At 66.3% G+C, this 24,758-nt stretch carries 19 protein-coding genes and 1 pseudogene; 8 read left to right on the top strand and 12 right to left on the bottom strand.

Annotated features, from left to right (window positions below; translation table 11 throughout):
- Window positions 1–65: 65 nt before the first annotated feature.
- Entirely contained in the window at window positions 66–1,025 is a 960-nt protein-coding gene (locus IT779_RS34940) for an AraC family transcriptional regulator (protein WP_196153770.1), read from the bottom strand.
- 111 nt (window positions 1,026–1,136) lie between these two features.
- Between IT779_RS34940 and IT779_RS34935 the strand changes: the two genes are divergently transcribed.
- Together IT779_RS34935 and IT779_RS34930 are read left to right on the top strand one after the other, a co-directional pair.
- Window positions 1,137–1,547 (top strand): cupin domain-containing protein, encoded by a 411-nt coding sequence (locus IT779_RS34935; protein ID WP_196153769.1) that lies wholly within the window; start codon window positions 1,137–1,139, stop codon window positions 1,545–1,547.
- Between the two features lie 56 nt (window positions 1,548–1,603).
- On the top strand, window positions 1,604–1,957 hold the full coding sequence (locus IT779_RS34930; RefSeq protein WP_196153768.1) for a trypco2 family protein: 354 nt from the start codon (window positions 1,604–1,606) through the stop codon (window positions 1,955–1,957).
- Between the two features lie 19 nt (window positions 1,958–1,976).
- Here IT779_RS34930 and IT779_RS34925 read toward each other — a convergent pair whose 3' ends face one another.
- The 4 genes from IT779_RS34925 to IT779_RS34910 form a co-directional block, all read right to left on the bottom strand.
- Entirely contained in the window at window positions 1,977–6,098 is a 4,122-nt protein-coding gene (locus IT779_RS34925; RefSeq protein ID WP_196153767.1) for an ATP-binding protein, read from the bottom strand.
- A gap of 1,319 nt (window positions 6,099–7,417) precedes the next feature.
- The gene (locus tag IT779_RS34920) at window positions 7,418–12,544 is read right to left on the bottom strand and encodes an ATP-binding protein (protein WP_196153766.1); all 5,127 of its coding nucleotides are present in this window, start codon (window positions 12,542–12,544) and stop codon (window positions 7,418–7,420) included.
- A 269-nt stretch (window positions 12,545–12,813) separates the two neighbouring features.
- Window positions 12,814–13,146 (bottom strand): hypothetical protein, encoded by a 333-nt coding sequence (locus IT779_RS34915; protein WP_196153765.1) that lies wholly within the window; start codon window positions 13,144–13,146, stop codon window positions 12,814–12,816.
- Window positions 13,146–14,357: a Rieske 2Fe-2S domain-containing protein gene (locus tag IT779_RS34910; protein ID WP_196153764.1), complete on the bottom strand. Its 1,212-nt coding sequence runs from the start codon at window positions 14,355–14,357 to the stop codon at window positions 13,146–13,148. The genes IT779_RS34915 and IT779_RS34910 overlap by 1 nt, the downstream gene beginning before the upstream one ends.
- 212 nt (window positions 14,358–14,569) lie before the next feature.
- Here IT779_RS34910 and hsaA point away from each other — a divergent pair, with 212 nt between their 5' ends.
- The 4 genes from hsaA to hsaB are packed head-to-tail and all read left to right on the top strand — an operon-like array spanning window position 14,570 to window position 18,115.
- Window positions 14,570–15,733, top strand: a complete 1,164-nt coding sequence (gene hsaA / locus IT779_RS34905) for a 3-hydroxy-9,10-secoandrosta-1,3,5(10)-triene-9,17-dione monooxygenase oxygenase subunit (RefSeq protein WP_196153763.1) — start codon at window positions 14,570–14,572, stop codon at window positions 15,731–15,733.
- Between the two features lie 11 nt (window positions 15,734–15,744).
- Window positions 15,745–16,626 carry a 4,5:9,10-diseco-3-hydroxy-5,9,17-trioxoandrosta-1(10),2-diene-4-oate hydrolase gene (gene hsaD, locus IT779_RS34900; protein ID WP_196153762.1) on the top strand — a complete coding sequence of 294 codons (882 nt, stop codon included), beginning with the start codon at window positions 15,745–15,747 and terminating at the stop codon, window positions 16,624–16,626.
- Window positions 16,626–17,528 carry an iron-dependent extradiol dioxygenase HsaC gene (hsaC, locus tag IT779_RS34895; RefSeq protein ID WP_196153761.1) on the top strand — a complete coding sequence of 301 codons (903 nt, stop codon included), beginning with the start codon at window positions 16,626–16,628 and terminating at the stop codon, window positions 17,526–17,528. Before hsaD ends, hsaC begins: the two co-directional genes overlap by 1 nt.
- Window positions 17,525–18,115, top strand: a complete 591-nt coding sequence (hsaB, locus tag IT779_RS34890) for a 3-hydroxy-9,10-secoandrosta-1,3,5(10)-triene-9,17-dione monooxygenase reductase subunit (protein WP_196153760.1) — start codon at window positions 17,525–17,527, stop codon at window positions 18,113–18,115. The genes hsaC and hsaB overlap by 4 nt, the downstream gene beginning before the upstream one ends.
- A 139-nt stretch (window positions 18,116–18,254) precedes the next feature.
- On the opposite strand, the gene IT779_RS34885 is transcribed toward hsaB, so the two are convergent.
- The 6 genes from IT779_RS34885 to IT779_RS34860 form a co-directional block, all read right to left on the bottom strand.
- The gene (locus IT779_RS34885) at window positions 18,255–18,782 is read right to left on the bottom strand and encodes a hypothetical protein (protein ID WP_196153759.1); all 528 of its coding nucleotides are present in this window, start codon (window positions 18,780–18,782) and stop codon (window positions 18,255–18,257) included.
- Window positions 18,783–18,920: 138 nt separating this feature from the next.
- On the bottom strand, window positions 18,921–19,718 hold the full coding sequence (locus IT779_RS34880; RefSeq protein WP_332839101.1) for a hypothetical protein: 798 nt from the start codon (window positions 19,716–19,718) through the stop codon (window positions 18,921–18,923).
- Between the two features lie 16 nt (window positions 19,719–19,734).
- Complete coding sequence (locus IT779_RS34875; protein ID WP_196153758.1) at window positions 19,735–21,420, bottom strand: asparagine synthetase B family protein; 1,686 nt, start codon at window positions 21,418–21,420, stop codon at window positions 19,735–19,737.
- A gap of 8 nt (window positions 21,421–21,428) precedes the next feature.
- Window positions 21,429–21,914 carry a hypothetical protein gene (locus IT779_RS34870; RefSeq protein ID WP_196153757.1) on the bottom strand — a complete coding sequence of 162 codons (486 nt, stop codon included), beginning with the start codon at window positions 21,912–21,914 and terminating at the stop codon, window positions 21,429–21,431.
- Between the two features lie 29 nt (window positions 21,915–21,943).
- Complete coding sequence (locus IT779_RS34865) at window positions 21,944–22,765, bottom strand: hypothetical protein (RefSeq protein WP_332839100.1); 822 nt, start codon at window positions 22,763–22,765, stop codon at window positions 21,944–21,946.
- Window positions 22,750–23,676 carry a hypothetical protein gene (locus IT779_RS34860; RefSeq protein ID WP_196153756.1) on the bottom strand — a complete coding sequence of 309 codons (927 nt, stop codon included), beginning with the start codon at window positions 23,674–23,676 and terminating at the stop codon, window positions 22,750–22,752. The genes IT779_RS34865 and IT779_RS34860 overlap by 16 nt, the downstream gene beginning before the upstream one ends.
- A gap of 283 nt (window positions 23,677–23,959) precedes the next feature.
- Between IT779_RS34860 and IT779_RS34855 the strand changes: the two genes are divergently transcribed.
- Window positions 23,960–24,193: a DUF433 domain-containing protein gene (locus tag IT779_RS34855; RefSeq protein WP_196153755.1), complete on the top strand. Its 234-nt coding sequence runs from the start codon at window positions 23,960–23,962 to the stop codon at window positions 24,191–24,193.
- The gene (locus IT779_RS34850; protein ID WP_196153754.1) at window positions 24,190–24,567 is read left to right on the top strand and encodes a DUF5615 family PIN-like protein; all 378 of its coding nucleotides are present in this window, start codon (window positions 24,190–24,192) and stop codon (window positions 24,565–24,567) included. Before IT779_RS34855 ends, IT779_RS34850 begins: the two co-directional genes overlap by 4 nt.
- A gap of 49 nt (window positions 24,568–24,616) precedes the next feature.
- On the opposite strand, the pseudogene IT779_RS34845 reads toward IT779_RS34850, so the two are convergent.
- Window positions 24,617–24,758: pseudogene (locus IT779_RS34845) on the bottom strand (4-hydroxy-2-oxovalerate aldolase); the annotation flags it as partial.

Here is a 24,758-nt window from a genome sequence, read left to right as displayed (position 1 = left end):
GATCAGCGCACCGGGCTCGACCGCGTCCAATTGCAGGCCATCGTTTTTCGTGGAGAGATTACGAATCACACTGCTATCAAGACGGATTCATCACCCGCGTGACGGTAGCGCCCCGGAGGCAGTCCGTACTCGCGTTTGAAGGCTTTGGCGAACGCGAATTCCGAGGTGTAGCCGACTCTTCGGGCCACGGCGGCCAGCGCGATATCGGTGTCGCGGAGCAGGCGGGCGGCGGTGAGCATGCGCCAGCGGGTGAGGTAGGACAGGGGTGGTTCGCCGACGGTCGCGGTGAAGCGGCGGGCGAGGGTGGCTCGGGAGACGCCCGCGACAGCGCCCAGCTCGGGCACGGTCCAGGGGCGGGCGGGATGCTCGTGGATCGCACGCAGGGCGGCGGCGACGGCCGGGTCGGTACACGCGGCGGCCCATCCGGTGGGATGGTCGCGGCTCGCCTCCTCGAACCAGGCGCGCAGCAGGAACAGCAGCAGGGTTTCCAGCAGGGCGGGCACGGCCGCGTCACTGCCCTGACGCGGGTCGGCGACCTCGGCGGCGAGCAGGTCGACCGTCGCGCGCAGCGCGGTGTGGTGACCGGGCCGCGCGGGGATGTGCACGAGTTCCGGCAGCTCGTCCAGCAGCGGATGGCTGCGGGCGCGACCGAGTTCATAAGCACCGCAAAGCAATACGCTGCGCGCCCCGGGACCGGGCAGTTCCCTCGGCTCGCCGGGCAGCGCGATCTCGGTGATCGCGCTGCCCGCACTGTCGAGCAGGACATGGTCGACACCGCGCGGCAGGAACACCACATCACCCACTCCGAGCGGCACCGCCACACCGGGCGCGGCCCCCGCATCTCCGAGAGTGCGCACCGCCATACCGTCGGGCGGAGTCAGCAGACACGCTCCCTGCAGCACCACATGGAATCCGGCACCGGGCACCACCGGATAGCTCCGCCCCCACGGCGCATGCCGAACGAACATCCCCGAAACCGGATTACCGGTCCGAATGGCCGCGACGGTCTCGCTCAGAATGTCCACAATTCACTCTATCTACAATCAGGTGAGTGGATCAGACAGAGATAGCGGAATCATGGGTATTCGTACACTCACTCGGCACGGATCGAAACGACCACCGGATACCGTAGAACGATGACCGACACCCGCCCGCCCCTGGCCGCCGCACTCGACCTCCAACCCCACCCCGAAGGCGGTTGGTTCCGCGAGACTTGGCGCACGACAACAGAATTCACCCCAGACGGCTATCCGGGCGTCCGTGCCAGCGCAACCGGCATCTATTTCCTGCTGATGCCGGGCGAACACTCCGCCCCGCACACCGTCACCTCCGACGAAGTGTGGCTCTGGCACCGAGGCGGCCCCCTCGCCCTCGACATCGCGGGCACGGAAATCATCCTCGGCCCCGACATCGAGGCGGGCCAGCGCCCACAAGCGCTCGTCCCCGGCGGCGCGACCCAATCCGCCCGCCCCCTCACCCACACCTACGCCCTGGTCAGCTGCGTGGTCTCCCCCGGCTTCGACTTCGCCGACTTCCGCATGGACTGACACCGAAACACGCGCAGAGCGTTTCGATTCGGCGTCCACCGAGTACGCTTGGCCGCATGAGCGAGGCGGCAAGAACCGATCCCCTTCTCCCATCCCTGCGAGAGCCCGAAAAGTTCGAGCTCACCGACGTGATAGCGGCGGTCCGCGCCCAGTTGTCCAGGGCCGTGGCGGCATCGGCCGAATCCGATATCCGGTTGCAGCTCGGTGACATCGAACTCGAGTTCACCGTCGCGCTCACCAGCGACGCCAAGGCGAGCGCGGGTATCAAACTGTGGGTACTGAACGCGGGAGCGTCCGTCGCCAGCGCCACCACGACGACGCAACGGTTGAAGATCGCGCTGAAGCCGGTCACCTCGGACGGAACCAGCGTGAATGTATCCGACGAGGTCACCGGCATTCCGTCGCGCTGACATGCGCGCAGGCCGGTAGCTACCGATATCGGCCCAGCAGTTCGGCGACCACGGCCGGATCCGAAGGCGGAAGGGCGAGCCCGCGACCTTCCGCCCGCTTCCACAGGGCGGCGGCCTCGGTCGCCGTCGGACCGAAGTCTTGGCCTCGCTTGTCCTGTACGAGAGCCAGGGTCGTCAGGATTCGTGCGAGTCCGACTTCACGAATGCGCGGGTTGATGCCGATCCACGGACGGCTCATGGCGAGCGCGATCCGGACGTCCGCACTCGCGTCCTCGAAATCACCACGGTGGTAATGGCATCGAGCGCGTATCGCGAACAGTTGCGCGCGGTTGACCTCGACGGGGTCGTCGGGCTTCCAGTGTGGCCAGAGCAACGACAGCGCCTCCGACACGTCCGACAGACTCTCCTCGACCATGGCACGGTCGCCCCGGTAGGTCGCTCTCATCACGAGCGCGGAGCACAGCCGGTGGTGACGCATTCCGGTCTCCTCCGGCAGCTTTCGCGCCGCCGCGATCGCGATCTCGGTCTGCTCGACCGCCTCGGCGTCGCGCCCCAGCCAGTGCAGAATCCACGCGTGGGTGTTCTCGGCTCGAGCGCGTGCGACCGGATCGCCGAGAGCCTCGGCGGTCGCCAGTGCGCGCCGTACGTGCGGCAGCGGGTCCGGTAGGACTCCGATCGCGAAACCGTAAGTCGCGATACTGGATCGTACGTCGACAGTCGTAGCGGTCAGCTCGGTATCGGCGAGTAGATCATCGGCTGCGACCAAATGATCGACGACGGTGTCGTCACGCGCGAAAGTGCAGAGCGAGTCCACATAGCTGAGGATCGCGATCGCGATGGCCTGCGGCGTCGCCTCCGGGCAAGCAGTCCGCATCCGCACCAGAAGTTCTCCGGGAGGCAGATGCTCTCGCGCGACAGCCGCTTCGATGCCGAGCGCTTGACCATGCGCCCATGTGGACACCGTGATCGGCGAAAACGGGTAACCGAGTGCTCTGCGCGCGATATCCGCCGCCGTCGTCGTCTCGCCCAGACGCATATGCTGCCACGCCGACCACGAATCCAGCAGGTGCAGCATGGAGAATTCTCCGACGTAGCGTGATCTCAGTTCATCGATGACCGCGATGACCTCGGCCGCGTCGCCGAGGGCTTGGCGCGCGATGTAGAGCGAATACAGTGGGCCACGATCGGGAAGTCCGTTTCTGCGGGCGACCTCGACGGCTTCGACCGCGAGCGCTTCCGAGCGGGGCCACTCACCGATTCGGTTCGCTACTTCGGCGGCCCATATCAGGTTCTGCACCAGATCTCCCTGTCCGTCGGGACGCTCACGGCGGCATCGGTGCACCCTCTCCATATAGTGCAGAGCTTCTCGCAACTCGCCTTTTCGGCGGAACGCCAGTGCGAGTGTGTTCGCGGCGCCCTCGACGCGCCATCCGCAGTCTTCGGTAGCCGCCAACTCGGCGCGCGCGGCCTCGATCGACCGATCGACCTCCTCGAATCTGCCGAGCCGATGCAATGCGTCCATGCGTAGGTTGGAAACGAAGCCGATGGTCACCTCGGCGGTGGGCAGCACAGGGGCGACGTGGAGCTCGATCAGCGCCGCATCGGCCGCATCGGCGGCGGCCTCATACTCCTCGAGCGCAAACAGCGCCTGCACTTGGTAACACAGCGCCTTGTGGTACAGCACCCCGGTTCCGCCGAGTTCGATCCGGCCGCGGGCGGCGATCAGCATCTCCGGCCAGTTCGAGGTTGTCCACATGAGTTGCGCGTAGTCATCGTATGCCTCGCCCAGAATCGCAGGACGCAGCGAGACACGATCGAACAATGCGAGTCCGCGTCGAATCTCCGCTATTCGGTCCTCGATCGGCCGCGCGAGCGCGGTCCACGTCCTGGCCCTTTCGACATGCATCGCGGCGAACCACCCGTCACGGTTCTCCGACTCCGCGACCTCATCGAGTTCTTCGATCGCCATGGTGACAGCGGTTTCGGCCTCTTCCATGCGTCCACTGGCGTGCAGAGCGGTCCAGAGCATTCGCAACGCCTCGACTCGCGGCATTCCGCTGTCCGCCTCATCGAGCATGGCTCGGGTGAGGTCGACGCTCTCGGTGTAGGCGCGCCGTTCGTGGGCGGTGTTACGCACGCGAACGAGCTCCGGCGGTTTCCAGGTGATTTCGCCGTCACGCCACTGCCGAACATATGTGCCGATCGCCTGCACGATCGACTCGTCGCCTTTCAGTCGCAACAATGTTATATGGACATCGGAGGTGGTTCCCAGTACCTCGGCTCGATCTGGCGGGAATTCGGCGGCGAGCGCTATACCGGTCGCCACAGCACATTCACCGAGCGCCACGGTGACATCGGCCGCAATAGTACCGAGTCCGTGCAATACGTAGAACTGCTCGACTGCGAATTGAAACACCAATCCTCGAAAATGCGCATCGACTTCGCCGATCATATCGACGATCTCCGACATATCTTCCGCCAGGCGATCAGGCTCATCGAGGCGCGCATACAACTCGACGCGCTCCAACAGCGAGAAGAGCGTCGCGAACCGACCGACCTCCGGCACAGACGACATCAGTACTCGGTTCAACGCGACCGATATGTCGATCTGTTGAAGCGCCTCGATATTCCGACCCGCCTGACACAGCAACATGCTGTAATTCATCGCCACAGCAGCATATTCGCGCGCATACAGATCAGGCTGATCCTCGACCAGTGGTCGCATCATATCGATGGTCTGCTCCAAGCGCGTAATCCCCTCATCGAGATTTCCGGCCTGGCCTGCGATCTGCCCGAGAATGCTTTGCATGGCGGCGACTTGCGGCACGTACGCGTGATACCACCACCAGAACTCGGCACTATCCTTGAGAACCTCGTGCATTATATTCATCATTTCGAGGACTTCGTTGCCGATCTCCGTAGCACGCCGGTATTCTTCACAGCCGATGAGAGCAATCGCATAAGCGGTAGCGATGTCTATCCTGGAAAACAGATCGGAATAATCATCCGGCAATATATCGGCATTATCCCAAACCGCTTGTTCGAGTATTTCTCGCGCCTGCCGATACCGCCCCTGCATGGACAGCAGCTTGGAACGATGAGCAGCTACCATTATTTCGTTCATCGCACGCTCTTCGGGCGCTGAGATATTGACCGAAGCGGCTTGCAGCCTAGCGATTGTCTGTGTCGCCTCTTCGTAATCTCCCAACGCAGCCTGGAATATTACATGGTCGTTCAGTACAGCAGGAAGCTGCTCGCTGTGCTCATCGGTGCTGTCCAGTACACGTGCCGAGTAGGCCAGCGAGAGTCGACCGAGAACCTGACTCTTCACTGTCAGGTTCTCCCCGAGCCCGACCAGATCGGCCGGCGTCCAGGCGGGCTCGTCGAGTATGCGACCGATCGCGGCCACCAGCGGAACGGGGTTCGCGGTCGCCGTGGCCAACCGGGCGGCGGGTCCGGCGAGTGCACGGGGACGTTCCGAGATGAGGTCGACGAGATCCGCCGCCTGCTGCTCGTGATCGGCCGCCACCGCGACCAGCACCCGCAGCGCGTGCGTGATCTGCTCCGCACCATCGTCTTCGATGACCGCGTCGATCAGTTCGGGCACGAGATCCCGATCGGCGGCGGCCTCCCGAGCGATCAGGTATTCGCCGAGTTTGTCGGGCTGGATTGTGCCCCAATAGGTTTCCGACGACGGGTAGAAGTGGCGCAGGAATTCGCGGACTTCGCGGCGGCGTTTCTTCGTGTGCGCGAGATCGGGTATCGCTGCGATGACTCTGCCGGCGGCCGTCTTGTCGGCGGCGCCGAACAGTGTCGCGGCGGCAACGACTCGATCCATCGTGCCTCGGTCGAGTTTCAGTCCGCGATCGGCGGCGGCCTGCTTCCAGTACCGTCGCTCGTGTCCGAGAACCACCTCCTCGGGCCGGATATTCGCCGTACGGCTGCCCGGCGCCTCGCTGCCGCGCAGCACCTCGGACAGCGCGGCCAGGTGCACGGCGAGCACCGTGCTGTCGGCGGGCAGCACCCGCAGCGGCGTCGCGGGGTCGGGCAGTGACAGGGCGGCGGCGAACTCGGCGCGGGCCAGTGCGAATTCCGTGTCGCGAGCTTCCGGTGATGTCGCCAGCGGGCCGAGTTCGGTCACTCGCGCGGCCAGCAGGAGGTGTTCGGTCTCCGCGTGTTCGACGCGGAATCGGCTCCACCATTCCGCTTCCGAGCGGGCCAGCAGCAGCAGGCGGACGGGTGGCCCGTCGTGACGTCGCGCGACCTCGACCAGCAACCTGCCCAGTTCCTCGGACCTGGTCTCGGCGTAGTCGACCACTACCAACAACGGAACGATCGTCCGGGTGATCGCGGTGCCGAGCGCTTCGGGAACGGCGTGCACGAAGTCCGCTACCCAACCGAGATCGCGTGCTCGACGACATGATTCGCGCGCGAGGCGCGTCTTGCCTTGGCCGCCCGGCCCGACGACGAGGTGCACCGAAAGCAGCTCGTCGGTGGCGAGCCATCGCTCGGACAGTTCCTCCAGAAGCAGTTCTCGACCTCGGAATCGGGTGACACCGGCATCAGGACGCAGCAGGGTCGCGGGGGTGCGTGGACCGCGCTCGTGACGCGCGAAGAACGGGGAAAGCTCGACCGACTCGAGCCTTACCGCGACGCCCAATGCGGTGCGGAAACCGGGATCGGCGAGAAAGGCGGCCACGGGGACCATCCACAGTTGCGTGCCCGTCCGCATGTCGGCGTCCTGCACGACGATCGCGATCAGGAGGTCCGCGCAGAACACCGCCGCGCCGGAAGTACCTTTCCAGCGCGATCCACCTGTCTCGTTCTCCCGAACCACTTCCGTGAGAGACAGTAGCTGCCAGCCACGTTTGAGGCCGGTGCCCGGCCGCACCGTGCCGACGAAACGATAGCTCTCCCTTATGGTCTCAACCTCCGCGTTCGGCCTGTTCGGCTTCTCCTCGAAGGTCAACGCGGCCGGGAACCCGACGCCCGAACAGGTCAGTTCGGCACTGCCGGTCACGCGGCCGAACACCGGCATGGTCAACTCGGGTCCGTCGAGCAGTTCGACGAGCGCCCCGTCCAGATCCCCGGTACCGCGCCAAATGACCCTCGCGGGACGACGCGGACCGCCTACCGTCCGCAATTCCACGGCCACGGCGTCATCCGGCAGCGAATGCCTTGCTATCAGAGCTTTTCGGCTACCGAGTAGGAATCCGGTGCCGAACTTCTGTCCCCTACTCCCCGTTGGCCACACTTCGACTACGCGTTCGAAACTCGATGCCACGAACAATATCGTCGCACCGTCCGACGGTTTCGGTTCCGCGATCGTGTTGCCGAAAAGGGTGAACTTTCGGCCCTGTCAGAGATCACGCCGCACCGGTGACCTCGCGCGGACACGGTGCGAACGTATTCGGCGAGGTCGACAACATTCCCAGCGCTGAGCTGTATGCCAGGGGGCAGCTACCGATGTCGGTCGAGTAGTTCGGCGACCATCGCCGCATCCGAGGGCGGAACGGCGAGCCCGCGACCTTCCGCTCGTTTCCACAGTGCGGCAGCCTCGGTCGCGGCCGCGCGATAGTCGTCCCCCACTTCCGACTGCACGACAGCGATCGTGGTCAGCGTTCGTGCCATTCGGACCTCACGTATCCGAGGGGAGACGCCCACGTACGGGCGGGTCATCGCGAGTACGGTTTCGGCGTCTTCGCGGGCGGCGGCGAAATCCCCTCGGTGGTAATGGCAACGAGCGCGCACCGACAGCAGGTCGGCACGATTGCCTTGGGTCGGGTCATCGGTTCGCCACAGTGGTGGAAACATCGACCACGCCGCTTCCACATCGGCCATACCCTCATCGATCATCGCGCGATCGACTCGATACGCCGCCCGGTACACGAGTGCCGCACGGAGCCGTTCGCGGCGCATCTTCGTCTCTTCGGGCACCGCCGACGCCACCGCGATGTTCACCTCGATTTGTCGCTCGGTGTCGGCGTGGCCCAGCCAATACAGAATCCACACGTAGATATCCTGCGCCAGTGCGAGCGCGCAGGGATCGGACAGCGTTTCCGCCATCGCCACCGCACGCCGCGCCTGGGCCAACGGCTCGGTGAGGCATCCGATGCTGAACCCCCTCGCCACGATGCCAACGGCGACATCGACACCGGTGACCGACGGTTCGGCCTCCGCCAGCAGGCGCTCGGCCAGGCGTAGATGGTCGACGACCGTGTCGTCACGGGCGAAGGTGCACAACGAGTCGACGTAGTAGACGATCGCGTTCGCGATCATCGGCGGCCGCGCATCGGGCCACACGGACCGGATCTTCCCGAGTAGTTTCTCAGGGGTCAAACGCTTTCCGGTCACCGCCGCCTTCAAGCCCCGCGCACTGCCGTAGCGACCGAGGGCGAACTCCGACGGCGGCGATGCGAGGTCGAGGGACCGACGGACCACCTTCGCGGCCTGCTTCGGCTCGCCGATACGCAGGTGGTGACAGGCTAGCCACACATCGATCGCCCGAAGCCATTCGGGATCCTCGGTATATCGTGTCCTGAGCTCATCGGCGACCATGATCGCGGTACGCGCGTCACCGAGTGAGTTGCGCGCGAAATAGAGCGCGCGCAGTGCGTCCCTGTCCGACAGCCCGCTTCGCCGGGCCGTGGTGAGCGCCTCGGCCGCCAGCGCCTCCGACCGGTCGAACTCCCCCACGAGTTCGGCAACCTCGGCGGCCCACAACAGCCCCGCGACCAGATTCACCTCCCAACCGGCGCGCGTGCGACGACAGCGATGCACGATCTCCATGCACTGCAATACTTCCCGCAGTTCGCCTTTGCGGCGCAACGCCTTGGCGAGCGCGTCGGCGGTCGCCTCGATACCGAACTCGTCGCCCTCGGCCACGGCCAGATCCGCACGCGCGGAATCGATCCAGCGATCGATTTCCTCGAATCGCCCGAGCTCGTACAGTGCTTCCATACGGTGTTCGGTGAGGTATACGAACGCGGCGGTCGCCGAAGGCAGCGAATGATCGGCCCGGAGCGCGGTCAGCGCGGGCTCGGCCTCCGCGAGGACTTCCTCGTACCTGCCGAGCCTGCTCAACGCCCGCACCTCGCAGACCAGCGCTCGCTGATACCGCACACCCGGTCCGGTGAGTTCCTTCAATGTGCGCGCGGCCACCGCGATCTCGGCCCAGTCCGACTTCTTCCACAGCAGGTCGACATATTCGTCGAGTGCCTGGACGAATTGCGGACTCCGGATGCCCGCCTGCTCGAACACTGCCAAACCGCTTCGCATCTCGCGTATCCGATCATCGACCGGCCGGTCGAGGGCGGTCCACGTCCTGGCTCGTGCCGCATGCGCCACGGCCATCGCCAGATCGTGGTTCGGCGCTGTGTCGTCGCTGTCGGCGAGTTCCTCGATCGCCGCGCTGATGGCGGATTCGGCCTCCGCCATCAGCTCGGCGGCGTAGAGCGCCCCCCAGAGCATGTGCAATGCCTCGGCACGCTGCGCGCCGTGTTCGGACTTCTCGACGGCTGCCCGGGCGAGGTCGACACAGTCGGCGTACGCGCGTTGTTCGTGGGCGATCTGCCGCATTCGGCCGAGTTCTATCCTTTCCCAGGTCAATTCACCGTCACGCCAGCGTCGCACGTACTCTGCGAGCAGTTGCCCCAACGACTCGTCGTGTACGAGCTTGCTCAACAGCACATGCACGTGCGCCGTAGTTCCCCGAATCGCGGCCACATCAGGTGGAAGTTCGGCCGCGAGTTCCGCACCCAGCACAACCACGCGCTCGCCCAGAGCGACGAGGGCATCGTTCGTACCGTCGACGAACCAACTGATGACGATGAACGCTTCGGCCGCAATCTCCACCATCCCTCTCTGTAGGTTGCCTGGGAGTTGGCCGATTATGTCGAGACTCTCGCGAATATCGGCCGTGGCGCGGTCCGTCTCACCGCGCCGCGCGAACAATTCGGCGCGCTTCAAAAGCACCATCAACAGGGGGAATCGGGCCAAGTCGGAGGTCGACGGAATCAGCGACCGTTGCAGATCGACGGCGGTGTCGAGCTGCGGAACAGCCTCGTCGTACTTACCGTCCTCGGCGAGAAGCATGGCGTGGTTCATGAAGGCGTACGCGTATTCGCGAGTGAAAAGATCGGGTTGATCCTGGACCAGCGGGGTCAACATATCGATGGCTTGTTTGACGTGGGTCAAGGCTTCCGTCTTGTTCCCGATGGAATCCATGGCCAGGCCGAGCATTACGTGAGTCACCGCGACCTGCGGCACCTGCATCTGGTGCCACCACCAGCGATCACTCTCGTCCATGGCGACATCGCGTAACCGCTCCATCGCTTGCAGGACTTCATTGCTCACCAGTACCGCGCGTTCGTATTCATCGCATCCGATCAGGGCTGCGGCGTACAGGCAGCCGATGAATGCCTTGACCAGCGGGCCCCAATCGTTGTCCGCGATCACCTCGGAATTCGCCGCGAGCGCCTGTTCGATCGCTTCACGAGCCTGCTGTGGCAGACCTTTAGCCAGCAGCATGACGGCTTGACCAGACGCTACGAGCAGGTCGTTTCGCGCACGCTCCCAGGCTATCCCGATATTCGCCGAGGTGGCCCGCAGCGCGGTCATCGTCCGCATCGCTTCATCCAAACGCCCCAACACGAATTGGGAAAGGAAATGAACGCCGAGCAACGAGGGAAGTTGGTCGCTGTGTTCGCCGGCCTCCCGCAGGGCGCGCGCCGAATAGGCGAGTGTAAGTGGGCCGAGCACCTGACTTTTGGGCGTGAGATCTTCCAGCCCACTCAGGTCGGCCAAACTCGTGGACGGGTCGTTGATCATACGGGTGATCGCATCGACCAGCGGGGCCGGGTTTGCGACCGTCGGCGCCAGTCTCGCCGCGGGACCCGCCAGTGCACGCGGGCGCGCGGCGATCAGGTCGACCAGGTCGGCGGCCTGCTGTTCGTGGTCGGCCGCCACCGCGACCAGCACCCGCATGGCATGCGTGATCTGCTCCGCGCCATCGTCTTCGATGACCGCGTCCATCAGTTCGGGTACGAAGTCACGGTCGGCGGCGGCCTCCCGCGCGATCAGATATTCGCCCAGCTTGTCAGGTTGTAGTGTGCCCCAATAGTTTTCCGATGACGGATAGAAGTGGCGAAGGAATTCGCGGACCTCGCGGCGGCGCTTCTTCGCGCGCGCGAGATCGGGTACGGCGTCGAGCACCCGGTGCGCGGCGGACTTGTCGGCGGCTCCGAACAGCGTCACGGCGGCGACCACTCGATCCATCGCGCCGTGGCGGAGTTTCAGGCCGCGATCGGCCGCGGCCTGCTTCCAGTACCGCCGCTCGTGTCCGAGGACTATTTCCTCGGGGCGGACATCCGCCGACCGATCGCCCGATGTCTCACTCGCGCGCAACACCTCCGACAGCGCCGCGAGGTGCACGGCGAGCGCCGTACTTCCGGCGGGCAGTGCCCGCGGCGGTGTCACGGGGTCGGGCAGGTTCAACGCGGCAGCGAATTCGGCTCGGGCCGAAGCGAATTCCTTGTCTTGATCATCCGCCGACGGCGCCAACAGGCCGAGTTCGGTGACCTGCGCGGCCAGCAGAACGTCTTCGGTCTCGGCGTGTTCGACCCGGAATCGACTCCACCATTCCGCCTCCGAGCGCGCCAGCAGCAGGAAGCGAACCGGCGGTCCGTCGCCGCGCCGCGCCGCCTCGACGAGCAACCCGCCCAATTCTTCCGACCTGGTTTCCGCGTAGTCGACTACCAGCAACAACGGCACGACGGTCTCGGTTATCGCGGCCCCGAGCGCCTCGGGCACACCGTGCACGAAATCCGCTTCCCAGCCGAGTTCGCGAGCGTGACGACATAATTCGCGCGCGAGTCGAGTCTTGCCCTGGCCGCCGGGACCGACAACGAGGCGCACCGACAGCGGATCTGCGCGGGCCAGCCATTTCTCGGACAGCTCACCGAGCAACGCTTCGCGCCCGCGGAAACCGGTGACGCCCGCGTCAGGGCGCAACAGTGTCGCCGGGGTGCGCGGACCGCGCTCGTTGCGCGCGAAGAAGCGAGACATCTCGACCGACTCGAGCCGTACCTCGGCGCCGAGCGCGGTGCGGAAGGTCGGGTCGGCGAAGAAGGCCGACACGGGCACTATCCACAATTGCATGCCTGTTCGCATATCGGCGTCCTGTACGACGATCGCGATCAAGCGGCCCGCGCAGAACACCGCGGCCCCGGAGGTCCCGCTCCAGCGCGACCTGCCCGCTTCGACGGCACGCACCGGTTCGGTGAGCGAGAGCAGATACCAACCACGTTTGAGCCCGGTGCCCGGGCGCACCGTTCCGACGAAACGGTAGCTCTCCCTTATGGTCTCGATTTTCGCGCCCGGCTTGTCGGCCTTCTCCTCGAAGGTCAGCGCGGCCGGGAACCCGACACCCGAGCAGGTCAGTTCGGCGCTGCCGGTGACACGGCCGAACAGGGGCATGGTCAGCTCGGGTCCATCCGACAATTCGACGAGCGCGCCGTCCAGATCACCGGTGCCGCGCCACACGACGTTCGCGAGCCGCAGTGGACCGCCGATCGTCCGCAATTTCACCGCTACGGCGTCATCCGGTAGCGAATGCCGCGCTATCAAGGCTTTTCGGCCACCGAGTAGGAATCCGGTACCGAACTTCCGCCCCTCGCTCCCCGTCGACCATACTTCGACTACGCGTTCGAAACTCGATGCCACGAACAATATCGTCGCACCGAACGACGGTTTCGGTTCCGCGAGCGCGTTGCCGGAATGGGCCGACTTTCGCGCTATTCAATAGGACCAGTCGGTATCTTCAGCGATCGCGGGCAACCCGCGAGTTTCGCGACCTCCTAGTCGATGATTTCCACGACGCCCTCGTCCACGGCCCATTTGATGGTGCGTTCCAGGTCGGGGCAGGTATCGGGACGGGCGGGGGCGCTGCCGCCCGCGGCCAGTTCGGCGAAGACCGGGCAGTGGGCGGCGGGGTTTGTCGTCCACTGCACCGAGGTCTGGTGGGCGCTGGCCTTGCGGACCAGGACCTGACCGTGGCAGGAGTGGCAGCGCAGCGGGGTCAGGCCATCTTCGAGGTAGCGCCGTTTGTCGGCGGCGGTCTGGGCCCGCACCTCGGATCGCCGGTCGGGCTGGTCGGCGAAGTCGGGTGCCTTGGCCCAGGTCGCGGCCATCAGACACTCGCCTCCGCTTGATCGGACGCCGCGTCGGCTTCGGCTTTGCGCCGCAGGTTCTCGGCGACCTCGGCCTCCCACGCCTCGTTGGCCTTGGTGGTGTCGACCTCGAATTCGAAACGCTGGGTCATCTTGTCGGTGACGTCGGCGAGGTCGACGTAGAACTGGTCGTACCAGCGGCGCAGCTGGTAGACCGGGCCGTCTTCCTCGCAGAGCAGCGGATTGTCGACCTTGGATTTGTGCTTCCAGATCTCGACGTCCTGGAGGAAGCCGACGCTGATTCCGTCGGTCATCTTCGCGGCCAGTCTGGCGGCCGCCTCGCCCTCGACGCCCTGCGGCTTCTCCAGGGTGATGCCCCATTGCAGGACGAAGGAGTCCTGCGAAACCGGGTAGTGGCAGTTGATGAGAACGCTTCTGACCTCGTAACCGCTGTAGATGTTGAGCAGCGGGTTGATCATGTAGGAGGGACCGAAATAGGACGCCTCGGATTTGAGCAGCGTGTCGCCGCCGTACTTGGAGGCCATGCCGATATCCGGCCTGCCCTTGGTCTCCAGGAACTGGGTGGCGATATGTCCTTCGAAGACGTTCTTGAAGTAGGTCGGGAAGGCGAAATGGATGTAGAAGAAGTGCGCCATGTCGACGACGTTGTCGATGATCTCGCGGCAGTTGGCGCCTTCGATCAGCATCGAGTGCCACGTCCAGTCGGTCCAGCCGCTGTCGAGTTGCTCGACGGGAGCGCCCGCGGCGTCGGTGTAGGGGCCGACGATATGCGGGATGGTGACCTCCGGCGGCGGTTCGCTGCCTTCGTGGTCGTGCCAGATGAAAAGCTGGCCGTTGCGTTCGAGGGTGGTCCATTTCCGGGTGCGGGCCAGCGGTGGCACGCGCCGCCCGTACGGGATCGCCGAGCATTTGCCGTTGGTGCCGGACCAGCGCCAATCATGGAACGGGCAGGCGATGTCGTCGCCTTTGACCTCGCCCATGCTCAGGTCGCCGCCCATGTGGCGGCAGTAGGCGTCGAGAACGCGCAGTTGACCGCCGCTGTCGGCCCAGACCACGAGTTTGGTGCCGAAGATCTCGACCGCGTGCGGCTTGCCGTCACGGAACGTCGCGGCGAGGCCGAGGCAGTGCCAGCCGCGCGCATAGCGGGTCGGCGCGGAACCGACGTCGAGTTCCCTGATCTTCGCACCGCTGCCCGGTGGGGTGACCGCCATCGTGAACCCTCCTCCATCTGTACTAGAACACGTTACAAAAATCTCGTGCCCAGCGCTAGCGATTCCTGCCACATGCTGCACAAGCCCATGTTCGTGTTGCGATGAACACCCGTTGTCGACACAGGTAAGAACCTGTTCTAGTCTCAGAGGCAAATGACTCAGACGCAAACGAGTACCGGTTACCAACCGACCAGGCAGGAGCAGGTCCCGAGATGACGCAAGAAGTGACCGAACGGGTCGAAGCGCTGTTGCCGACGCTGCGTGAGCGGGCACAGGAAGCCGAAGACCTCAGGCGCATCCCCGACGAGACGATCAAGGCGCTCCAGGAGACCGGCTTCTTCCGGCTGCTCCAGCCCAAGCAGTGGGGCGGGCTCGCCGCCGACCCCGTGGTGTTCTACGACACCGTCCGCAAGATCGCGAGTGCCTGCGGATCCACCGGTTGGTGCGCGGGCATCCTCGGCGTGCACAACTGGCACCTCGCGCTGTTCTCCCAGCAGGCCCAGGAAGAGGTCTGGGGCAACGACACCGAGGTGCGCATCTCCTCCTCCTACGCGCCCATGGGCGCGGGCACCGTGGTCGAGGGCGGCTACACCGTCAACGGCTCGTGGGCCTGGTCCTCGGGCTCCGACCACGCGGACTGGGTGTTCGTCGGCGGACCGGTGATCAAGGACGGCAAGCCGGTCGACTTCGGCAGCTTCCTCATCCCGCGCAGCGAATACCGCGTCGACGACGTCTGGAACGTGGTCGGCCTGCGCGGCACCGGCTCCAACACCGTCGTGATCGACAACGTATTCGTGCCGAGGCACCGGTTCCTCAGCTTCCGCGCCATGAACGAGCTGAAATCGCCCGGCCTGGAACAGAACACCGACCCCGTCTACAAGATGCCTTGGGGAACAGTGCATCCCACCACCATCGCCGCTCCCATCGTCGGCATGGCCTACGGCGCGTACGCGGCGCACGTCGAACACCAGGGCAAGCGGGTGCGTGCCGCCTACGCGGGCGAGAAGGCCAAGGAAGACCCGTTCACCAAGGTGCGCGTCGCCGAGGCGGCCAGCGATATCGACGCCGCGTGGCGTCAGCTGTCCGGCAATGTCGCCGACGAGTACGCGCTGCTGCTCGCGGGCCAGGACATCCCGTTCGACCTGCGCGTGCGCGCCCGCCGCGACCAGGTGCGCGCCACCGGACGCGCCATCGCGTCGATCGACAAGCTGTTCGAATCCTCCGGCGCCACGGCGCTGGCGAACGGCACACCGCTGCAACGCTTCTGGCGTGACGCGCACGCGGGCCGCGTGCACGCGTCCAACGATCCCGAACGCGCCTACGTGATGTTCGGCACCCACGAGTTCGGGCTGCCCGTCACCGACGGCATGGTGTAGGAGGAGAATCCGTGACCTCGACGGTGGAAATCACCTACGAATCCACGTCCCGCTACGCGCAGGTGCGGCCCGACCTGAAGCTGCACTACCACGAGGCCGGAGTCGGCAACGGTCCGACGATCGTGCTGCTGCACGGCGGCGGACCCGGCGCGTCCTCCTGGTCGAACTTCTCCCGCAACATTCCGGTGCTGGCGCGCGATTTCCACGTGATCGCCGTCGACCAGCCCGGATTCGGCCGCTCCGACAAGCCGACCGACCACCCGCAGTACTTCGTGCACAGCTCGTCCGCGCTGAACGACCTGCTCACCCACCTCGAGATCACCGAACGGGTGCACCTGCTCGGCAATTCGCTCGGCGGCGGGACCGCGGTGCGTTTCGCGCTCGACTATCCCGCGCTCGCGGGCAAACTCGTGCTCATGGGACCGGGCGGGTTGAGCCTCAACGTCTTCGCGGCCGACCCCACCGAGGGCGTCAAGAACCTCAGCAGGTTCAATCTCGATCCGACGAGGGCGAATATCGAAGCGTTCCTGCGGATCATGGTGTTCGATCAGTCCCTCGTCACCGAGGAACTGATCGAGGAACGGTACGAGTCGGCGAACCAGCCCGAATCGCTCGCCGCCACCCGCGCCATGGGTAAGTCCTTCTCCGGAGCCGATTTCGAGAAGGGCATGCTCTGGCGCGAGGCCCACAAGCTGCGCCAGCCCGTGCTGCTGATCTGGGGTCGCGAAGACCGGGTCAACCCGATCGACGGCGCCATCGTGGCGACCAAGATGATCCCGCGCGTCCAACTGCACATCTTCGGCGGCTGCGGGCACTGGGCGCAGCTCGAGAAATTCAACGAATTCAACCGGTTGGCGACGGACTTCCTGACCGGTGTGCCCAAGGAGGGGTGATGGGGATTCGGTCACTGGGGTACCTGCGCATCCAGGCCACCGACATGGCGGCCTGGCGCGACTACGGGCTCAAAGTACTCGGCATGGTGGAAGGCAGCGGCAGCGATCCCGACGCGCTGTACCTGCGCATGGACGAGTTCCCGGCGCGGCTCGTGATCGTGCCCGGCGACGCCGACAAACTGCTGATCTCCGGCTGGGAGACCGCGAACGCCGGTGAGCTGCAAGACGTTCGCGACCGGCTCGACGCGGCGGGCGTGCCCTTCAAGGAGGGCACCAAGGCCGAGATGCAGGACCGGCGCGTCGACGGGCTGATCCGGTTCGACGACCCGTCCGGCAACACCCTCGAGGCGTTCCACGGGGTGGCGTTGGAGGCGCGGCGGCTGGTCACGCCGTACGGGCACCGTTTCGTCACCGAGGAACAGGGACTCGGGCACGTGGTGCTCAGCACCACCGACGACGAGGCATCCCTCGTCTTCTACCGCGACGTACTCGGCTTCCGGTTGCGCGACTCCATGCGGATGCCGCCGCAGATGGTCGGACGGCCCGCCGACGGTGAATCCGCGTGGCTGCGGTTCTTCGGCTGCAATCCGCGCCACCACTCGCTGGCCTTCCTGCCGCTGCCGACACCGAGCGGCATCGTGCACCTCATGCTCGAGGTCGACAAGGCCGACGACGTCGGGCTCGCGCTGGATCGCGCGCTGCGCAAGAAGGTGCCGATGTCGGCGTCCCTCGGCAGGCATGTCAACGACAAGATGCTGTCGTTCTACATGAAGACGCCCGGCGGATTCGACGTCGAATACGGTTGCGAGGGACTCGAAGTCGAGGACCAGTCCTGGATCGCCAGGGAATCCACCGCCGTGAGCCTGTGGGGTCACGACTTCACGGTGGGTCAGCGGCCGTGACCGACGGGGTCGGCGCGGCCGCCACCGAACCGGAGATCGATCCGCGCCGGTTCCGCACGGTACTCGGACAGTTCTGCACCGGTATCACCATCATCACCGCCTTCGACCAGGACGCGGCGCCCATCGGATTCGCCTGCCAGTCCTTCGCGGCACTGTCCCTGGAACCGCCGCTCGTCCTGTTCTGCCCGACCAAGGTCTCCCGATCCTGGGCGGCCATCGAGGCGTCCGGCCGTTTCGCCGTCAACGTCCTCGCCGAGGAACAGCAGGCGACCTGCGCCCGCTTCGGATCCCGCGAACCCGACAAGTTCGCCGGAATCGACTGGCACACTTCCGAACTGGAACTCCCGCTGCTGGACGGCGCGCTCGCCACCATCCAGTGCACGGTGGACCGCGTCGTCGACGGCGGCGATCACCACATCGTGATCGGCCGCGTCCGATCCCTGTCGGAGTCCACCGAGTCCGGCAGACCCCTGCTCTTCTACCGAGGCCAGTACACCGCCATCGAACCGGAGAAAACCACCCCGGCCCCCTGGCGAGCCGACCTCGACCACTTCCTCACCACCACAACCCTCGACACCTGGTTGTAAACACCACCCGACCGTCGAACGGCCGCCCGTCCCCCGGACGCGCGGCCGTTCCCATGTCACGCGACGCGCGGACGGACCTCTACGACGAAGTCGGCGTCGAGTGCATCGCACATTGCTGACCGGTGTGGGGAGGTTCGGGTCAGGCGGTGGCGGTGGGGAGGGCCAGCCAGCCCGTGGTGGGGTTGGCGTAGCCGTGGTAGAGGAGGGGGATTTGTTGGTCTATGGCGAAGTGGGTGTAGATGGCGAGCATCGCGGCTCGGACGGCTTCGTCCTGGAAGTCGTCTACGCGGCGGGGGCCCATGCGGTGTTCGGGGAGTAGGGACAGGCGGGTGAGGTCGTCGGGGTCGGCGGGGTCGAGGCCGACGGGGGCCGGGTCGGTGATGGCGTGGTCGGCGAGGATGGCGCGTAGGGGGTGGGGGTCGGCGGCGCGGGTGGTGAATACACGGAATTCGGCGCGGACGACGCTGGTGGGGTCGCTGTGGGCTTGGATGAGGGTGATCAGGTCGGGGTGCGGCATGGTCAGGCCCGCGCGCAGGGGGGCCTGTTCGAGCAGGTGGAGTATGCATCTGCCGCTGGCAAGCGGTTCGGGGGCGAGGAAGGCCGACAGCACGGGGTCGGCGTAATCGCGGCAGGTCAGGCAGGCTTTGACGTGGGTCGGATCGGTCATGCTGCGCTCCCTCCGGGAAGGTTGCGGCCACTGGCTCCGATTCGTCGGCGACCGCCGGTTGGGCTATCGGTCGAGCGCCGGGCGCGTACGCCCGACCTGGCATGTGTTGCCAGTATAGGAGCCTCGACGACCCGCGGATCAGCCTGGAATATCGGCGCAGGTGGCGGCGTCGGGGAGGTCATCGGCGAGGAAGACCGTCTGCGCCGTCATCCGGTAGCCGGACATGCGCTCGCGGAACACCTCGATGGATTCCTCGGGGTGCACCGAATCGATCACCGCGTGCTCGCCCATCGCGTTGAACTGGTGACTCACGCCACGCGGGATCTGCATATCCACGAACGAGCACGGCGGGACGATCAGGTTGTGGCGGAGCCGGTGCACACCGGGCGCGGTGCCGGGCAGGTCGTCGGTGAACTGGTGCGGACGGAACGGGGTGACCCCCGCCACGTGCGTGACCTCGAACGGCGACAGGCTGCTCACGCGGATGCGGGTATCGGGCCCGGTCATCATGCGGACGAAACGCAGGCCGGTGTGCAGGTGCATGCGCGAGCAGATGCCGCGTTCGGTGACGTCGTAGAAATCCATCAGGTAGCGGTCGGCGAAGAATCCGTCGAAGGGTTTCTCGATCAGGTAGACCTCGCCTTCCTCGAAGGTCTGCGACCGTACGATGCCGTCGGCGTCGGGCACGGTGGTCGCCGCCACCGACCTCGCGGCGCGCACGATACCGGCGAAGGTACTGACCACGACCAGCGCGACCTCGGGCGGGAAGACCGCGACGGGTGTCACCACGTTGCGTCCCGCGTCCCGGAAGTCGGTCACGTCGTGGATCTCGTTCTCGTCGTCCGCGGCGTTCTTGATCCGTGACCCCGCGCTCTCGACCAGTGACTCCGCGCTTTCGACCAGTGACTCCGCGCTTTCGACCAGTGACTCGGACACGGCGGTGACTCCTCTCTCACACCTCGAAGGCGCGCAACCACAACTCCAGCGACAGCACCAACCACAGCTTGCCGCCCTGCCTCGGCAGCAGCGCACCCTCCCCGCGCATCCAGGCGCGCACGGTGTCAGTGCGGAACAGTCCCCTGGCCCGCGCGGACCGCCCGAGCAACAGATCGTGGCCGAGATCACGCAGCGGACCCGACAGCCACTGCTGCACCGGCACCCGCATACCGCTCTTCGGACGGTCCACGATCGTGGTGGGCAGCAGGTCGCGCACGGCCTGCTTCAGAATCCATTTCTCGGTGGCGCCCGCGAGTTTCTGGCGCGGCGGCACCCGGAACGCGTAATCGATCACATCGCGGTCGAACAGCGGCGAGCGACCCTGCACACCGGCGGCCGCGGTGAGCCGCTCCACCTTGGTGAGGATGTGGTGCGCGCCTTTGGTGCGCAGGTTGGTGTGCAGGAGCCGGTTCAGCAGGCTCGTCATGTTGCCGGGCCCGAGATAGGGGGCGATCAGGTCGGTGAGCGGTGCGGCGGTGTCGAGCGCGGCGAGCACGTCGGGGCTGAGCAGGACGGGCAGGTCCGCGTAGCACTTGCGGTAGCTGTCGAGGTAGGCGAGCGCCCTGGCGTGCGGGTCGGGGTCGTCGCGGGACAGTTCGAAGATCAGCATCGGCAGGTTCTTGGGTCCGCCGAACACCGGGTCGCCGCCCTCGCCGTTGAGCACCACCCGCACGCCGTCCGCGGCGGCGGCCTCGGCGAGCAGCAGATTCGGGACGGTCAGCGGGTCGCCGACGGGACAGTCGAGCAGGCCGACGGTTTCGGCGAGGCGGGCCGCGACGGACTCGCCGGGCACGGTGAGCACCCGGTGCTCGGTGTGGCAGTGCGCGGCGACCAGGCCCGAATAGGCCAGTTCGTTCGGGGTGGTGCCGGTGAACGCGATGGAATACGAGCGCACCGTCTGGTCGTGGTTCTTCGCGGCGAGCGCGGTGACCAGACTGCTGTCGATGCCGCCCGACAGCAGCACGCCCACCGGTTCGCCCGCGGGCAGGCGCCGCGTGGTCGCCTGTTCGAGCAGGGCGCGCAGGCCGAGGGCGTGCTCGTCGGCCGGGCGGTCGTCGAGAATTTCGGTCGGTTCCCAGAAGATCTGTTCGGTGTGGGTACCGTCCGGGCGCAGACGCAGGCAACGGCCGGGGAGCGCCTCGTAGACGTCGCGGAGCAGGGTGTCGCGTCCGGGCAGGTAGGCGAAGGTGAGGAACGAGCGCACCGACGGCAGGTGCAGGCCGGTGTGCAGGTCAGGCCAATTTCGCAGCGGGCGAAGGGAATTCGATGCGGCCCAGGTGCGGCCGGACCGCGCGTAGAACAGGGTTCTGGCACCGACGTGGTCGCGGATCAGCACCAGATCCGTGCCGTCGGTGATGGCGAGCGCGAACATGCCCTCCGCGCGCGCGACACCTTCGATGCCGAAGCGGGCGTAGGTACGCAGCAAAGTTTCGGCGTCGGCGCAATCCGGTGGGATGTCGCCGAGTCGTGCACGCAACGCGGGCGCATTGCACAGCGTTACCGCTCCGACCGCCGAATACCCTTCCGCCGCATAGCATTCACCGCCCAGCGCGGCCGGACCCGAGACCGCCGCCGGTTCCATGCCGACCGCGCGCACCGCGGCGGCGGGATCATCGGCGAGGAACGCACACCATCGCGACATCACCTCTCCTAACCGAAATCCCCGCCGCCGTCGTCACCGGAATCGTCGTCCCACGCACCGTAATCCTCCCCGCCGCCACCGGAACTCGACTGCTGCGCCATCGCCTGATTGCGCAATTCCTCCTCCTCGCCGGGCGAGAGGAAATCCGGTGGCATGACCAGACTTCCGAGCAGCGCGCCGCCCGCGACCCCGGCGAGGATCATGCCGAGCCGACCGCCGAAGGAGGAGCGGTTGACGGTGAGGGTGCCGTCGCTCCACAGCGTGCGACCGTAGCCGCATTCGCGCCCGTAACGGACCGTGCCGTCGTGGAAGACGCGTTTGATCAGTTTGGGGCCGAGCGGTTCGTCGGCGCCGGAACCGCCGCTGTGGTCACGCCACGTGACGACGCCGTGGCCGCGCATCCGCCATTCCTGGCGGGCGTCGGAATAGCGGCGGTGCACGGTGCCGTCGCTGAGCAGTTCATCGGTGTAGGTGATTTCCCGTCGCACCGACATGGACACTCCTTTTCATGCGGTGGGCCCGTTCACACGGTGGGCCAGGTGAGGAATCCGGACGCGCGGACGCGACGCAGGTGAATGGAGGTGTCGCGCGGACGCACCTCGCGGACGAGGCGATGCACGGTGCGCAGCAACGACGCGGGCCGCACCGCCTCGACTTCCGCGGTGCGGCCGCGATCGAACCAGAGACGTTCGGACGGGTCGAGTTCGGCGGCGACGGCGACGGCGGCGCCGGGACCGGACAGGTGGGTCAAGTGCAGCGCGCTCGCCTGCCGCGGGCGCAATCCCAGGGGGACCACGCGGACATCGTCGGGAATACGGGTGAGTTCACGCAAGCGGGCTGGGAAGGTCAAACCGTCGGGGGTCGCGTCGTGCAGGACGAAGACGGCCGAACGGTCGACCATGCTCAGCATGTCCGGTATGCGCGGGTCGAGTGGGAGTTCGCCCGCGCCGTACACCGGACAGGCCGACTCCATCGGGACGCCGTTGGCGCGCAGCATCCGCGCGACATCGTCGGATTCGCAGATCAGCAGGCGCGGCAGGCCGTAGTCGAACAGGTCGGGTTCCGGGGTGTGCTCGCCCGCGCGGCGCGGACCGACCGGTTCCGAGGTGAGGAGATCGGGAATGGGGCCGTACCGGTCGAGCGCGGTGCGGAAATCCGGATAGGCGACCGGTGCGGACACCGTGAATCCGGGCCTGCGCAACCGGCGCGGCACCGGTCGCAGCGTGCGGCACAGTTCGTAATAGAGCTGGCGACGGGTGAACCGGAGACCGCTCGGAGCGCCCGCCCTGGCGACCGCCACCCGCAGGGCGCGGCCGAGGATTCGCGCTCTCAACCCGTCGGCCACGTGAGGAAACCTACCTCGCGGGCGCGCCTGCGGTCCGGGTCGGTGGCCTCCTCGGCCCGCCGGGTGGCGCTGTCGACGGCGGCCAACAGTTTCGCGGGCGGCACCGCGGCCAACGGTGACCACCAGCCGTCGGCCAGCCACGCCAACTCCGGCGGCGAAACAGTGGCGCGCAGACGTTCGAGGTCGGCCGGAGCGGGCAGACCGTCGCGCAGTCGAAATGCCTTCTCCTTGCCGAGCAGCGCGCGCGGACCGATGCCGACATCGATCGCGCGCGAACCCAGCGCGGCACGGACCTCGGCGGCGAACGTCACACCCGGCACGCTCGCGTCGTGCAGGATCAACACCGGAACCCGCTGCGGCAGCTGCTCGGGACGACTCGCCAGCGCGATCCCCCGCGCGGCGACATTGTTGGCGGCCAGGCAGGCCAGTACGGCGCGGTCGGCGCACAGCACCGCGAACCTCGGCTGCGGCGGCGCGGGCGGCGGCGGGGCGGCCTCCGACACCGATCCGGGCGGCGGACCGCCGTAGACCTTGATCCAGCGGCTCAGCACCTCGTCACGGAACTTGTCGTAGGTCGCGGGCATCCGCACCGGACTCGTGCGCAGAAACCTCGGCTTGTAGGCCGTCAACGCCAGATTCACCAGGACGACCGCGCCGATCCCCACGACGATCCCGATCAGCGGCGGCACCGCGCCACTCACCATCGAGAAGAACGCGACAACGAGAATCGGAATCGAGAACAGCAACCGCCTGCCGAAGAACCGCTTCCCCAGATCCGGCATGTGCTTACGCGAGGCCGCGTACCACAACTGCGGCAACGTATACCGCAGCCCGCGCCCGTCCCCGAGCTTCTCGGCCAACGTCCGCACCCGGATATCGTGCACCCAGAGCGGACTCTCCTTCGGTTCCAAGGCGAACTCCCGCCTGCACTTGGAGCACCGCCGCCCGTACCGCTCCTTACGCAGCACATTCTGATGACAATGCGGACAGATCACCCCGCACCACCCCCCACCCACGAAAGGTTCCTCACAGATACGGCATACCGGATTCCGCCGCCCACCGCGACCCCAACCCCTGAACCCCACCCAACACCTTCGACAACAGTTGCGGAGGCCCGTGGGCACAACGCGGTGGTTCGGGCAATCCTGGAAACAGTGGCACTGTCACCTGCGATCGAGAAGGTACAGTGGTTCCATGTCCTTACTCGGTCGCATCACGATCGATTCCACCATCTGCCACGGCAAACCCGTGGTGCGTGGTCTGCGCTATCCGGTCGAGATGCTGCTCGAACTCCTCGCCTCCGGGATGACGACCGAGGACATTCTCGAGGACTACCCCGACCTCGAGACCGAGGACATTCTCGCGGCACTGGAATTCGCTGCGGCGGTCACCGCCCAGCGCACGACCATCCCCTTCCACGCCGCGTGAAGTTCCTGATCGACGCACAACTCCCCCGCCGACTCGCAATGTTCTTGACCTCCGCGGGGCACGACGCCGTCCACACTTCCCAACTGTCGCTCGGCAACCGGACGCCCGACCGACAGATCGCGGCTCGCGCCGACTACGACGGTCGTGTAGTCGTGACGAAGGACCGCGACTTCTGGGTCGGTCATGTCCTACACGACTGCCCGAAATCGGTGTTGATCATAGCGACCGGGAACATCACGAACTCGGCGTTGGTCGAGTTGTTTGAAGAGCATGTCGACGACATCGTGAACCTGCTCGGCATGTGCGCAGTGGTCGAATTGGGGCGCGAGCGGCTCGTCGGCCACGCGGACAAGCCGTCGAATCCGACGGACTGACCGCAATGCGGGCCGGCGCACACCGGTCGATGTGCGCCGCCCGTGCAAGTCAGGACTTGGTGGATTGTTCTCGTTGGATTTCGAGGGCGATGTCGACCAGTTGATCTTCCTGACCACCGATCAACTTCCGCTGACCCGCACGATGCAACAACAAATGCGCGGGCACACCGTAACGCTCCGACTGACGCACC

Source organism: Nocardia bovistercoris, from assembly GCF_015674855.1.
Lineage (GTDB): Bacteria > Actinomycetota > Actinomycetes > Mycobacteriales > Mycobacteriaceae > Nocardia > Nocardia bovistercoris.
Note: the sequence above shows the minus strand (reverse complement) of the source record. Positions and strands in the feature narration are given on the sequence as shown.